Origin of the sequence: Dankookia sp. GCM10030260 (assembly GCF_042666655.1) — a bacterium.
Lineage (GTDB): Bacteria > Pseudomonadota > Alphaproteobacteria > Acetobacterales > Acetobacteraceae > Paracraurococcus.
On sequence record NZ_JBHTDE010000043.1, the window covers coordinates 1 to 11,384 of the forward strand.

16 protein-coding genes are annotated in these 11,384 nt (G+C 67.7%); 4 read left to right on the top strand and 12 right to left on the bottom strand.

What is annotated here, in order from left to right:
- The first annotated feature begins 555 nt into the window (after window positions 1-555).
- The 3 genes from ACFQS7_RS30110 to ACFQS7_RS30120 all read left to right on the top strand — a co-directional run bounded on the left by ACFQS7_RS30110 (window position 556) and on the right by ACFQS7_RS30120 (window position 3,219).
- Complete coding sequence (locus tag ACFQS7_RS30110; protein ID WP_380070837.1) at window positions 556-777, top strand: hypothetical protein; 222 nt, start codon at window positions 556-558, stop codon at window positions 775-777.
- Window positions 778-1,103: 326 nt separating this feature from the next.
- Window positions 1,104-1,805 carry a class I SAM-dependent methyltransferase gene (locus ACFQS7_RS30115; protein ID WP_380070838.1) on the top strand — a complete coding sequence of 234 codons (702 nt, stop codon included), beginning with the start codon at window positions 1,104-1,106 and terminating at the stop codon, window positions 1,803-1,805.
- A 202-nt stretch (window positions 1,806-2,007) separates the two neighbouring features.
- The gene (locus ACFQS7_RS30120) at window positions 2,008-3,219 is read left to right on the top strand and encodes an MFS transporter (protein ID WP_380070839.1); all 1,212 of its coding nucleotides are present in this window, start codon (window positions 2,008-2,010) and stop codon (window positions 3,217-3,219) included.
- A gap of 56 nt (window positions 3,220-3,275) precedes the next feature.
- Here ACFQS7_RS30120 and ACFQS7_RS30125 read toward each other — a convergent pair whose 3' ends face one another.
- The 6 genes from ACFQS7_RS30125 to ACFQS7_RS30150 all read right to left on the bottom strand — a co-directional run bounded on the left by ACFQS7_RS30125 (window position 3,276) and on the right by ACFQS7_RS30150 (window position 6,417).
- Entirely contained in the window at window positions 3,276-3,842 is a 567-nt protein-coding gene (locus ACFQS7_RS30125) for a GNAT family N-acetyltransferase (protein ID WP_380070840.1), read from the bottom strand.
- Between the two features lie 57 nt (window positions 3,843-3,899).
- Window positions 3,900-4,124, bottom strand: a complete 225-nt coding sequence (locus ACFQS7_RS30130; RefSeq protein ID WP_380070841.1) for a hypothetical protein — start codon at window positions 4,122-4,124, stop codon at window positions 3,900-3,902.
- A 39-nt stretch (window positions 4,125-4,163) separates the two neighbouring features.
- Window positions 4,164-4,406, bottom strand: a complete 243-nt coding sequence (locus tag ACFQS7_RS30135) for a DUF6894 family protein (RefSeq protein WP_380070842.1) — start codon at window positions 4,404-4,406, stop codon at window positions 4,164-4,166.
- A gap of 529 nt (window positions 4,407-4,935) precedes the next feature.
- On the bottom strand, window positions 4,936-5,175 hold the full coding sequence (locus tag ACFQS7_RS30140) for a hypothetical protein (protein ID WP_380070843.1): 240 nt from the start codon (window positions 5,173-5,175) through the stop codon (window positions 4,936-4,938).
- 653 nt (window positions 5,176-5,828) lie between these two features.
- The gene (locus ACFQS7_RS30145; protein ID WP_380070844.1) at window positions 5,829-6,122 is read right to left on the bottom strand and encodes a hypothetical protein; all 294 of its coding nucleotides are present in this window, start codon (window positions 6,120-6,122) and stop codon (window positions 5,829-5,831) included.
- 64 nt (window positions 6,123-6,186) lie between these two features.
- Entirely contained in the window at window positions 6,187-6,417 is a 231-nt protein-coding gene (locus ACFQS7_RS30150; protein WP_380070845.1) for a DUF6894 family protein, read from the bottom strand.
- A 132-nt stretch (window positions 6,418-6,549) separates the two neighbouring features.
- On the opposite strand from ACFQS7_RS30150, the gene ACFQS7_RS30155 reads away from it, so the two are divergent.
- Window positions 6,550-6,984 (top strand): GFA family protein, encoded by a 435-nt coding sequence (locus tag ACFQS7_RS30155; RefSeq protein ID WP_380070846.1) that lies wholly within the window; start codon window positions 6,550-6,552, stop codon window positions 6,982-6,984.
- 971 nt (window positions 6,985-7,955) lie between these two features.
- Here the strand turns inward: ACFQS7_RS30155 and ACFQS7_RS30160 are convergent.
- The 6 genes from ACFQS7_RS30160 to ACFQS7_RS30185 all read right to left on the bottom strand — a co-directional run bounded on the left by ACFQS7_RS30160 (window position 7,956) and on the right by ACFQS7_RS30185 (window position 11,026).
- Complete coding sequence (locus ACFQS7_RS30160) at window positions 7,956-8,372, bottom strand: cupin domain-containing protein (RefSeq protein WP_380070847.1); 417 nt, start codon at window positions 8,370-8,372, stop codon at window positions 7,956-7,958.
- Between the two features lie 210 nt (window positions 8,373-8,582).
- Window positions 8,583-8,870, bottom strand: a complete 288-nt coding sequence (locus tag ACFQS7_RS30165) for a hypothetical protein (RefSeq protein ID WP_380070848.1) — start codon at window positions 8,868-8,870, stop codon at window positions 8,583-8,585.
- Window positions 8,871-8,928: 58 nt separating this feature from the next.
- Window positions 8,929-9,150: a hypothetical protein gene (locus tag ACFQS7_RS30170; RefSeq protein WP_380070849.1), complete on the bottom strand. Its 222-nt coding sequence runs from the start codon at window positions 9,148-9,150 to the stop codon at window positions 8,929-8,931.
- A complete protein-coding gene (locus ACFQS7_RS30175; RefSeq protein ID WP_380070850.1) occupies window positions 9,147-9,290 on the bottom strand; it encodes a hypothetical protein in 144 nt (47 codons plus the stop codon). Before ACFQS7_RS30175 ends, ACFQS7_RS30170 begins: the two co-directional genes overlap by 4 nt.
- Before the next feature lie 8 nt (window positions 9,291-9,298).
- The gene (locus ACFQS7_RS30180; RefSeq protein ID WP_380070851.1) at window positions 9,299-9,532 is read right to left on the bottom strand and encodes a hypothetical protein; all 234 of its coding nucleotides are present in this window, start codon (window positions 9,530-9,532) and stop codon (window positions 9,299-9,301) included.
- A gap of 210 nt (window positions 9,533-9,742) precedes the next feature.
- On the bottom strand, window positions 9,743-11,026 hold the full coding sequence (locus tag ACFQS7_RS30185) for an MFS transporter (protein WP_380070852.1): 1,284 nt from the start codon (window positions 11,024-11,026) through the stop codon (window positions 9,743-9,745).
- Window positions 11,027-11,384 lie beyond the last annotated feature (358 nt).

The window sequence follows — 11,384 nt, forward strand, 5'->3', positions numbered from 1 at the left end:
GAGGCGGACGTGCGCACCGTAGTCGCCACAGCCCGCCTCGCGCCGAACACCAGCGTCTTTGGCGCCATCCTGACGACTGTCACGGCCTGACCGCTACGTCGCAGAAGTCAGGGGGTGGGTAATTACCAACGCTCGGCCCCTCCCATTCCGTCACACGGCAGCGGCTATGCTGCCTCCCCCGCACCCCACCTGCTCAGTCGGGCAGCCCGGCCCGCGTCTCCGGCCGCGGCTCACACGCGGGAGGGGGGCAGAGCGCGTGTTAGCTGGCGCTGCCTTGATGCCGGCCGCCAAGCAGGAAAAGCCAGTGCGTCTGACTCTTGGCATTATCGCGAGAATCGCCTCGACCGCATAAGCAACTGATCTGAAAAGAGTTTTTGGGCACGTCCGCCTTAACAAAGGATTTGTCGCAGCGGGGCTTCGTGTGAATAATTATGCACACCAGAGCGAGGTTGCGCCAAGTTTTGGTTCTTTCTGGCAAGTAGAAATTGGGAGGATGCATGTGTTGCATCCTCCATTTTCCTGGTTTCTCAGCCTATAATTGAGAGGAGAACAACTATGATCAATGTTCCTGTGGCCGCCGACGGCACGTTCTTTGGCCCGCATCTGTGCCGCCGTGGCAAGTTCACTGTGGGGGACAAGAAGGAAGAAAAGAAGTTCACAGACTTCGATGAGGCGCTGGCCTACTTGAAGGCCCAGCCTACCGCTCGCTGGCGTCGGCCGAACCACCGAGGCATCCCCGGCATCGTCACGGCGGTTGCGTGGGAGGATCGCCCCTGACCTTCGCCTGGCCAGCAGCAGCCTTCGACAAGGCACCGCTTGGCATGGGGGCCGCTCGGGACGCCGGGCGGCCCATTGCTTTTGCGGCCGTTCAAACACCGCCGCCCGTGATAATCGGCCCTCGCCTTGCTGTGCATATCTGAGGTTGGATTCCTGCGGCATGACTGCCCGGCGCGTCTGCCGCTAGGTCCCTCCTAGCGGCAGACGCGCCCGCGCTGCCTCCCCCGCCGCACTAGTCACCTAGCCTGGCCCGCGTTTCCGGCGTCGGCCCATCGCGCCATCAGGCCTCAGGAATAGCCCGCGTGGAGCCGCAGGAATACCATCTCATGGACGCCGTCGAGAACGGCATGTGGTGGTATCGCGCCTTGCACGCGCGCGTGCTGCAGGTGCTGGGGCGGCCACGGGGCAGGGTACTCGATGCCGGCTGCGGCACTGGTGGTTTCCTGGCGCGCCTGAAGACCGCATGGCCCGAGGCTGACGCCACAGGATTGGAGTACGACCCCGGCGCAGCGGCACGAGCACGGGCCAAGTCCGGTGTGTTTGTGGTCAATGGCAGCGTGATGACCATGCCCTTCGCCGATGCCAGCTTTGAGGCCGTGACCAGCATGGACGTGCTGTGCCATGCCGCGGTCGAGCCCGCCGCGGCCCTGGCCGAGATGCACCGCGTTCTGGCCCCCGGGGGCCGGCTGGTGCTGAACCTGCCGGCTTTTCAGTGGCTGCTTTCGGCGCATGACCGCCGGGTCCACAATGTCCGCCGCTTCACCGCTTCGGAAGCTGCGCAGATACTGACCGATGCCGGCTTTCACGGGGTGACGACGCATTACTGGAACGGCCTGTTGTTGCCGCTGATGATCCTGCAGCGCAAGGTCATGACCAGCACGCCCGAAGGGCAATCGGACGTTGCCGCTTTCCCACTCTGGCAGGACCGCATGCTGTTCGGCGTCACCGAAGTCGAGCGGCAGCTGACCCGGCTTCGGCTCAGATTTCCTGCCGGCGGCTCTGTGCTGGCCATTGCCACGCGCCGTTAAAGAGCCGCGCCGATCGCAGCCGGTCGCGCTGGCTGGCCATCCAGGCCTCGAAGCCGCCGAACCCGCCGCAGTCGCGGAGCAGGACGCGCGCCTCGGCCTCGGTCCCGTCCTCCACAAAGGCCGCGGAACGTGCGCCAAGGGCTCGCGGCCCGGAGACGACGTGCATTAGGGTCGCTCCGCGACGATTTTTCGGATGACCGGGATGTTCTTCGGCTGGCGCGTGGTGGCGGCGGCTTTCGCTGTCGCTGTCTTCGCCTACGGCAACGCCGTGTATGGGCCCGGCGTGTGGCTGCACGCGCTGACAGCCGAGCGGGGCTGGTCCGTCGCCTTCGTCTCCGCATGCGTGACGCTACACTTCCTGGCCAGCGCCGGTGTGACCTTCCGCCTCCCGGCGCTCCACGCCCGCCTCGGCGTCGTCGCCACGACGCGCCTCGGCCTCGTGGCGATGGCGAGCGGGTGCGCTGGCTGGGCGTTCGCGGCGGAGCCCTGGCAGTTGCCGCTCGCCGCCCTGCTCACGGGCACGGCGTTTGGCACAATGGCCGGGGCGGCGATCAACGCCATGGTCTCGCCCTGGTTTGACCGCCGGCGCCCCGCCGCGCTCGCCATGGCCATGAACGGGACGACCGTGGGAGGGCTGGTCCTCGTCCCGATCTGGGCGGCGCTGATCGGCTCCCTCGGGTTTGGGCCCGCGGCGCTGCTGGTCGGTGGGGCGGGCCTCGTCTTGCTGTGGCCCCTGGCTGGGCACTACTTCGGTCGCCGTCCCGCTGACCTCGGCCTCTACCCCGACGGCGCGCCGACCCCGCCGGCGCCGCGCCCACCAGCCGGACCCGTCGGCCCGCTGTGGCCGCAGCCGCGGTTTCGGAGCCTGGCACTTGCCTTCGGTGCGGGTACCGCGGCCCAGGTCGGGCTGTTTTCCCATCTGTTCTCGATGGCGGCCCCGGCCTTGGGGCCACCGGGCGCAAGTTGGATGGTGGCCGCCGTGGCCGTGTGCGCGTTACTCGGCCGGACCGCGACGGGCTGGCTCCTCAAGCCCGACGCCGACCGCCGTCGCGCGGCGGCCTGGACCTTCCTCGTGCAGGCCAGCGGCAGTCTGGCGCTTCTGCTGTCCGTCGCCGGGCTGGCACCCGCCGCGCCGCTGCTGTTGGCGGGATGTGTGCTGTTCGGCATCGGGGTTGGCAACATGCTCGTCCTTCCGCCGGTGGCCGCCCAGGCAGAATGGTCGCCCGAGCAGGTACCAGCGGTGGTGGCGGCAATGCTCGCGGCGATGCTGCTCGGCGGCGCCTTCGCCCCCGGCGCCTTTGGCCTGCTGCGTGACGGACTTGGGGACTGGGCGGCGGCCGGGGCGGCGCTCGCCCTCCAGCTCACCGCGGCGCTGCTGGTGCGCGGCACTGCCAGCGCGAAGCCCGCCGCCTGAAGCAGCGCAACATCGCCTTCGCGCCTCTGGCGTGGTCGTCCGCGGAGCCGTGAGCGTCAGCACTTCGTGGGGGGGTGGATACAACGGCGCATCAGCCTGCGGCCGGTCTCCTCAAACCCGGCGGCGCGGTAAAGCCGCTCGGCGTCCGCGTTCCCGACCTCGGTTTCGAGGTGCAGCGTGCCAATTCCCAGAGCCGCCGCCCGCTCCAGGGCAAAGGCCAGGAGCCGCGCGCCGATGCCCCGCCCGCGCAGCTCTGGCGTGAGGTAGAGGTCGTCGATGAACCCGTCTCGGCCGCCGTACTCGACGCTGTAGCCGAGGGTGAGGATCAGGTAACCCAGAGGCTCGGGCGCGCTTATGCGCCGCACGACCCAGGCGCGCGCGAGCGGCTCCTCACCTGAGGCCACCCGCAGCACGGCGGTCTCGCCGGGGTCCGTCAGCGGGTGCCCGTCCTCGGCGTGGAAAGCGCGCGCCATAGCGAGCAGCGCCGGCCCGTCCGAAGGCGAGACCGGTTCGAACCGTACGTCCTCTAGCCGATCGGTTTGCCTGGCGCGGCGCTCCTCGGGCGTGATCTTGGGCTTTGCGGGTGGCGAGGCCGGCGGCGGCTGGTCGGAGAATAGGCTCATATCGGCATGGTGGTCGCGGTGGTGGTCGGCGTCACTCCGGCCCGCCGTGCTGGCCGTTCACCGTGTGACGACCCACACCGCGGGGTCACCGCCGCCCGGCGCGCTGGCGCTGATCCGTAGCCCGCCGGGGATGACGTCGAGCCGGAATTGCCAGCCCTGCAGCTCGCCGGTGACGATCCAGCCGCCGGGAGCCGTCTTCCAGCGCCGACTGGCGATCCAGGCCTCGAGACCGCCGACACCGGGCCAGTCGCGGAGCAGGGCGCGGGCTTTGGCCTCGGTCATGCGTTTACGAGGCCAGACCTAGGCGCCACTCATGTACCGTTATGGTAAGAGGGGGCCTATGGCGTCCTGCGCCGAAACCGTCGCCAGGAGCCGCCCGGCAGCATCGCAGATGTCGATATGGTGGTTGCGGGCTGGCAGATTTTGCCGGAGCGCGTCGGCCGTGAGTTGGCGAAGGCTAGCAATCGCCTCGGTCCGCGCCGCTTCCAGAGTGGGAAACTCGGCCCCCTCCGGATCCTCGGCCAGCGCGGTATCGGTGCGGCTGTGGAAAAAGAACCGGGGCATAGCCAGCAAACTCTGTCCCGCGAACCATGTCTGTCCGGTCCCGCACGGCTGACGCACTATCCCGGTAACAACGCCAAGGTGAGGCAGGCCATTGGACGCCATAGGAAAATCGGCCGCCCTAGTCGGGCAGCCCGCCCCGCGTTTCCGGCCGCGGCCCCTCGCAGTCCCGCATCGCCAGCCGTACCATAGCCAGCGCTATCGTAAGATCGTCCGGCGCCACGTCATCGCCAGCGGCCATGCGTCGGATAACGGCCGCGGCCTCGCCGAAGCAGCCAGGCCTCTCCTCCTCTATCCGCCGGATGATAGAGGCCAACCGGCGGGCTTCAGTCTGCCGCTGGCGAAGGAGTTCGCTTTCGCCGGTCATCGCCGGTTCCGCAGCCGGGCCCGCATCCCGCAGCTATTCAGGCGCAACTGCAACGGTGGCTCGGGCGGATTGGGCAACATGCCGATGCCTATCATCCAATTTACCTTTAACGGGAGCGGCCTCAGCAGCGGGAAGCGCGAAGAGCGCCCGTGTTAGATGAGGCATTCATAAAATGGCATCCGGTGGCAGTCCGGATATGCCAAGGCGCTGATAGATTTCTTCTGTCGTCAATGGCTCGCCACGCTCCACGGCAGCGTCGAGCTCGCGCGTCAGCTCCCGCTCCCAGCCCATGAACTCGAAGGGTGGTGGCAGCATCCCGAACCTCACCCGATAACGGTCCGCCGCCGCATCCATGGCTTCGCTATCGTCCGACAGATCTAGGCTGCCGTCCTCGTCACACGTCATGCCGCTTTCCTGATGACGCCTCACGCCGGGTCCAAAAAAGACGCCCGGCAGGCAAATGCGCAGTGCTTGGAAAACTTCTAGGTTCGGACCGGAAGGGCTCCACTTCTCGTGGTCGAGTGTCCCAACGCCTACTGTGCCAGCTTCGATCGTGTGAGCGGGTGACCTAGTCGGGCAGCCCCGCCCGCGTCTCGAGCCGCGGCCCCTCACTCTCCCGCACCGCAGGCGGGCGCGTGTCGGGTTGGATTACGATAGATACGTGCCGGCCGCCGCACTGGATGCACCTCAGGCGTCGCTCTGACCGGCGCACCGTCGCCTCGCCGGATCCAATGAGCCGAATTGCCGCCCGGATGCCGATCGGCGCGACATGGCCGCAGCCGGCTTGGCCCTCGCAGCCGGCCGAGAACCAAACCGTATCCGCACTCGGCAGGTAGCAGCGGAGCCGCACCGTGCCGTCAGAGCCGATAGCGTCGGGGGCGCTTGTCACAAGACAGGTGCGGCGGGCAGAGCCCGTGCACAGAACGGAAATTGGGGGGCAGCGCGTCTGAGCATGGTCCCCTCTCTGTCCGCCGCTTGGGCAGCATGCGCCTGCGGCTGCAGCCGATGCCACTAAGCTCCGGTTGTTCATGGCGCGGCATGCACGTCGCCCGACATGGTCATGAGCACTGCACCTGCACCCCCAGCCGCGCGGCCGCGGCTTGGAGCCGCGCCACGTCGCCCTCCCGCCATTGGCGTCGGGTCAGCAAGCCGGGCGCCTCGGCCACCGGCATCCCGAGGGCCTCGCCGATCGCGGCGGGCGTGATGATGTCGCGGTCTTCCAAACATAGGTAGATCGCCATGCGCAGCCGGATCGTGGTCAGCCGGTCGGCCTGTCGGACGCGGCGTTCCTCGGGCGTGAGCTTGGGTTTTTCAGGTGGTGAGGTCGTCGGCTGGTCAGGGGGCAGGCTCATGCGGGCAAGGTGGTCGCTGGTGACGGGGCCGACTAGGCCGGTAGGGAAGCGGGCGATCCGCCAGCTAAGGCGTGAGAACATCGGTCAGCGGAACCACCGCGTGAACCTCTCCGGCCTCGTCGGTGATCTCGTATCGCCCGTTCTGGCTCTGGCCAGCTTTGATCGCGTTCCCCAACGTCTTGCGTGCAGCGGCCAACGCTTTGACGTGCGCCGCTTCAAGGTCGGCGACCTCAATCCCCTCAACATCTTTGGCCAGATAGTCACCGTCCCGGAAGTTCAGAAAAAAGCGGGGCATCGCCTGCTAGTGGTCAAAACCTGACGCTTAGTACCCGCGTGTAGGTTGAGTCTGGGCGGAGACCGGGCCTTGAGCAGTTGATTGTTCAGGTCACCACGGATGAGATGCGGCCTACGCAAGAGGAGCCGACCCGTGAAACTGCCAATGACAGGCGGCTGCGTGTGCGGGGCCGTTCGCTACGAGATCACGCACGCGCCGATACGCGTGTACGCCTGCCACTGCACTGACTGCCAGCGCGTGACGACCAGTGCGTTTTCGATCGGCGTCTCGGTTCCAGGCGAGGCGTTCCGGGTGACGGGGAAGGAACTACAGCCGGTGCCGGGCGGCGTCACCGAGGGCGGGCGCGCCAAGACGCGGTGGGTGTGCCCAGACTGCGGGATCTGGCTTTGCGGCGGCGTGAAGCTCGGAACGGAACCGCCGGGCTACACGCGCCACGTCCGCGGCGGCACGCTGGACGACACGTCGTGGTTGCGGCCGACACTGCATCTGTTCACGCGGAGCAAGCAGCCCTGGGTGATCCTGCCGGAGGACGCCACGGTTTACGAGGCCGCGCCACCTCGCGCGTGATGCAAGGACGACCACCGCTTCGCTGGCGGAGAGCCAAGGTCCGCAAGCCCGAGGCGCCGACATAGGGCGAGAGCGGCCATGGTCTGGTGGGTACCAAGCGTCAGGTTTTATCCACTAGCCTTATCGCGCTGTGACTGCCCATACCGCCGGCGCTGCCCCAGGTTCCCCGGCTCTGATCCGCAACCCGCCGGAGACGGCCTTAATGCGGAAGCTCCAGCCCTGCAGATCGCCACCGCCATCGTCCATTGGCAGCGCCGCTCCAGGTGATCGCCCTCGCCTTGCCGTGCATATCTGACGTTGGTTCGTATTGGCATCTTTTGGGGGCGGGGCGAGCTAGGAAACGGAACCTCCACTCTGCTCCTAGTGGCAGTCGCGCACGTGCTGCCTGCCCCGCGCCATTCCTCCCTAGCCGGGCAGTTCGGCCCGCGTCTCAGGCCGCGGCCCCTCGCGCGCCTGCATCTCCGCCGGGCGCATGTCGGGCTCACCGATCCTGCTGCGCCTCGCTGACATAGAGGTAGGCAGAGCAGGCAAGTTGGTTGGGCAGATACGCCTCGGGGTTAGCAGGGTACATGCGCCACGCTGCCGCATTGGCATCCCAATACCATCGCTCCTCTGTCTCCTGTCCCGGTCCTATGTCTCCGCTAGCGCCGCGAAGAATGTGCCAGCCCGCCTTGCCGGGGTTTGGGGGCACTACCGGGAAAGGAGCCGGAAAGCAGTCCTGCTGCTGGACCGAAAGAGCCATAGCCGTCTTCTGAGGCTTCGATCTCAGAGAGATACACCCTGTTGTTCCATCCAGCCTTCGACTTGCTCTAGCTGCCTTGTCATCGCCTCGGGCCCCATGAGCTGGATCGCTGCCCGGATGCCCATCGGCGCGGAATGGCCGTAGCTCTTCTCGCCCTGCCACCGCGCCAGCTGGGTTGACAGATCACAAGATGGCTCAGGAAGGGCCGCTGGTCGCACCATCCCAGCTGTTATGCCAGTAGGTCGGTTACCCGCATGATGGCAACCACGCTGCCGTTGTTCTTCCCGGCCTCCCGTGTGCCTTTGCCGCAATCCCAAATAGTGCCTTTCTTTGCGACGAACTCCTTGCCGTCCTGCCTAATCGTCAGCTCGCCCTCGGTGATATGGCAGACCATGGCGTTGTCCATTGGATGGTCCGGTATCTCGCTCCCGGGCTGCATGACGAGATCGCGCATCTTAACCGTCTTGAACCCTTCGATTTTTGACGGTCGCTCGCCGTAATCCACCTGCCGCACTCCGGGCAGAATTTCGCGCCCCTCGGCCGGCGGGCTGCGGGTCTGGGCCGCCGCGGTCTGCGAGGCGACAAGCGCGGGAGTGATCGCCGCTACGCCGACCGCGAAAGTGGATCGCCGCTTGATATTCTTCATCGTGTCCTCCCGATTACTGGGGCACACCGGAGCGCCGGTGTCCCCACTCCGTACCTGATCCAGAGAACTGTCAAAAGGAAACCGCGCTCCTCCCGCTCCGGTGCAGAAGAGCTGCAGGCTACGGTCCGGGGACCATGCCTAGCGATTGCCGCGGCAGATGCGCCAACCGCACCGTGTCGTCCGGGCCGATGGCGTCGGGGTCGGCTTCGGTCATGGGTCGGGCACCTGCAGCCCCAGCCGCGCCGCCGCAACCTGAAGCAGCGCCACGTCGCCCTCGCGCCATTGCCGGCCGGTCAACAGCTTGGTCGCCTCGGCCGGCGGCATCCCCAGCGCGTCGCTGATCGCGGCAGGCATGGTGATACCGCGCTCGTCCAGCTTCCGGTCGAGCAGCATGCGCAGGCGGATCGTGACCAGCCGGTCGGCCTGGCGGTCGCGGCGGTCCGCGGTGGAGAGCTTGGCCGGTGGCGAGGCCGGCGGCTGGTCAGGGGGCAGGCTCATGCGGGCCAAGTAGTCGCGTTGCTGGCCAGCGTCAGCCCCGGCCAGGTGCACTGGCCGGTCACCCTGTGATGACCCACACCGCGGGCGGCGTCCCAAGCTGATCGGCTCGGATCTGCAGCCCGCCGGGAACGGCCTCGATGCGGAATTGCCAGCCCTGCAACTCGCCGGTGACCGTCCAGCCGGAGGGCGTTGCTTCCCAGGGCTGCTCGGCGATCCAGCCTTCCAACCCGTCGTCGTCAGGCCAGCGCCAGAGCAGGTGGCGGGCGTCGGCCTCGGTCACATCATCCCTTGGCGGTTCAATGCAGCCAGGATGCCGGCGGTCAGGGCCAGCAGGAGTAGGCCCGACCTTGTTCTGCTCGATAGAGACGGGGTGTTATAGATCGCAACAACGAGCAGCAGGGCGAGGACGAAGACGGTCATCTTGGGGTTCATTTATCCCTTTCGATAGAGCCACGGTGTTTGCGGATCGTCAGCCGCACAAAAGCTATCGCCGCCGTCAGGTCATCTGGTGCCACGTCATCACCTGCCGCTTGCTGCCGGATTACGGCGGCAGCCTCGCCAAAGCAGCCAGGGATGATTTCCTCGATCTGTCGAATGATGGCTGCCATCTGCCGCGCCTCAGTCCGAAGCCTTTGGCGAGCAGGTACGTTTTCATTGGTCACGGCCGGTTCCCTAGTCCTGCCCACACCCTGTGGCTGTGCAGGCGCAACTGCTGTGGTGGCTTGGAAGCGGCAGAAAACAAGCCGCCGCTAACCCAATCCACCGCCAGAACGGCCGCCGGGCCTCCTCCAGCGCCTTGATTGTCCGGTCCCTTTCATCCGGCCGGCCGGCGTCCGGGTCGGCGCCACGGCAGGGGCCACGACGGTCGCGGGTCAGCATGCCCCGAGCGTGGCCCTGGCGGCGCGGCCTGGCGCCGGCACCGGCGGTTCGTCCGATGCGTCGAGCGGATCATGCGCGAGGGCCGTTGCCTGCGGCGCCAGGATCCGGAAGGTCCGCGTGAGGTGCCGCGGCGCCACCGTCGTCAGGCTCCGGCCCGCGGCCAGTAGGGCCAGGAGCAGGGCTGCGGCGGCCATCAGGTAGAACACCCCGTCGATGTCGAAACGCGCCATCAGGGACGTGCCGATCAGCGGGCCGAGCACCGAGCCGAAGCCGCTCACCAGGATCAGCCGTCCGCTCACCGCCACGACCCGGTCGGCTGGCATGCGGTCATGCGCGTTGGCGACGCAGACGGGATAGAGGGTCGACATGAAGCCGCCGAGCAGCGCCGCGGCCGGCAGGACCACCGGCAGGCTGCGCGGCAGGAAGACCAGGGCGATGGCGGTCGCCGCAAAGCCGAGGCCGAGCGCGGCCAAGACGACCAACCGGTCGAAGCGGTCCGAGAGCCAGCCGACCGGGATCTGGAAGACGAGGCCGCCGAGCACGGCGACCAGCATGAACAGCACGATCGTCGAGCGCTCTAGGCCCTCGGTCTGCATCCAGGCGGGAACCAACGCGTAGAAGGTGCTGCCGATGAGCCCGCTGAGCACGCAGCCGATGACCGCGATGGGCGCCGCGCGCGACAACTGCCCATAGGGCAGCGCCGCGGTGGCGGTGGCCAGGGGCGGCTCCGCCCGGGTCGCGCTGACGATGACCAGCGCCACGGCGAACAGGGCCGCGATGGCGTTGAACGGTCCGGGGGTCGCCACCTCGATCCGCCCGATCAGCAGCTGCCCGATCCCGAGCGCCAGGAACGTGCCGACCATGTAGATCGCGAAGACCCGGCCACGCTCCGCCGGCCGGGCCTTGGCATTGAGCCAGCTCTCGGTCGTGACGAAGATCCCGGCGCAGCCGAACCCCACCACCGCCCGCAGGACCAGCCAGGGCACCGCGCCGACCAGCAGCGGCATGGCGGCGGTGGCCGCGACGACCAAGCCGGCGAAGGCGGCATAGGCGCGGATGTGGCCGACCGCGCCGATGATCCCCCCGCAGCGCGCCGCCCCTAGCGTGAAGCCGGCGAAGTAACTGCTGAGCACCAGCCCGGCGAGCGTCGCGTCGAACCCCTCGGTTGCCACCCGCAGCGAGATGAAGGTGCCGAAGAACCCGTTGGCGAGCTGGGCGATGCTGGTGGCGACGATCAGCGCCCCGATCTGGGTGTGCAGCGATCCGTTCGAGGCCATCGGCCCTCCTCCTCGTTCGCGGCCGATCAGGCTGGGCGGCTCCCCGGGTCCCGGCACTCGGCCACAGCACCAGGGACCCCGCATGGGCCATGCCATCGCGGACCCTCGCCGCGGCCGTCGTAACATCAAGTCTTCGTTCCGCCCATGCCCCCGCCGATGCCCAGCCGACCCCGCTGGGGTAGGCCGCCGCTCTACCGTCATGACAATCTCAGACAAGTTGCTTCAGGGGCGTGTAGTGCGACCGGTTGTTGAGACAGCCGACTGCGCTGTTCAAGCGGCCAAGGGTAGGTTGGCTGGCGGGCGCTGAGCAAGGCTGCACTGCTCGGTGCGGATCTGGTTCGGGGTGCGATAGCCATGC

Bases quoted from the DNA above. Each gene is read 5' to 3' on its own strand.
- ACFQS7_RS30110 (WP_380070837.1), top strand. From the start codon at position 556: ATGATCAATGTTCCTGTGGCCGCCGACGGCACGTTCTTTGGCCCGCAT.
- ACFQS7_RS30115 (WP_380070838.1), top strand. From the start codon at position 1,104: ATGGACGCCGTCGAGAACGGCATGTGGTGGTATCGCGCCTTGCACGCG.
- ACFQS7_RS30120 (WP_380070839.1), top strand. From the start codon at position 2,008: ATGTTCTTCGGCTGGCGCGTGGTGGCGGCGGCTTTCGCTGTCGCTGTC.
- ACFQS7_RS30125 (WP_380070840.1), bottom strand. From the start codon at position 3,842: ATGAGCCTATTCTCCGACCAGCCGCCGCCGGCCTCGCCACCCGCAAAG.
- ACFQS7_RS30130 (WP_380070841.1), bottom strand. From the start codon at position 4,124: ATGACCGAGGCCAAAGCCCGCGCCCTGCTCCGCGACTGGCCCGGTGTC.
- ACFQS7_RS30135 (WP_380070842.1), bottom strand. From the start codon at position 4,406: ATGCCCCGGTTCTTTTTCCACAGCCGCACCGATACCGCGCTGGCCGAG.
- ACFQS7_RS30140 (WP_380070843.1), bottom strand. From the start codon at position 5,175: ATGACGTGTGACGAGGACGGCAGCCTAGATCTGTCGGACGATAGCGAA.
- ACFQS7_RS30145 (WP_380070844.1), bottom strand. From the start codon at position 6,122: ATGAGCCTGCCCCCTGACCAGCCGACGACCTCACCACCTGAAAAACCC.
- ACFQS7_RS30150 (WP_380070845.1), bottom strand. From the start codon at position 6,417: ATGCCCCGCTTTTTTCTGAACTTCCGGGACGGTGACTATCTGGCCAAA.
- ACFQS7_RS30160 (WP_380070847.1), bottom strand. From the start codon at position 8,372: ATGAAGAATATCAAGCGGCGATCCACTTTCGCGGTCGGCGTAGCGGCG.
- ACFQS7_RS30165 (WP_380070848.1), bottom strand. From the start codon at position 8,870: ATGAGCCTGCCCCCTGACCAGCCGCCGGCCTCGCCACCGGCCAAGCTC.
- ACFQS7_RS30175 (WP_380070850.1), bottom strand. From the start codon at position 9,290: ATGACCGTCTTCGTCCTCGCCCTGCTGCTCGTTGTTGCGATCTATAAC.
- ACFQS7_RS30185 (WP_380070852.1), bottom strand. From the start codon at position 11,026: ATGGCCTCGAACGGATCGCTGCACACCCAGATCGGGGCGCTGATCGTC.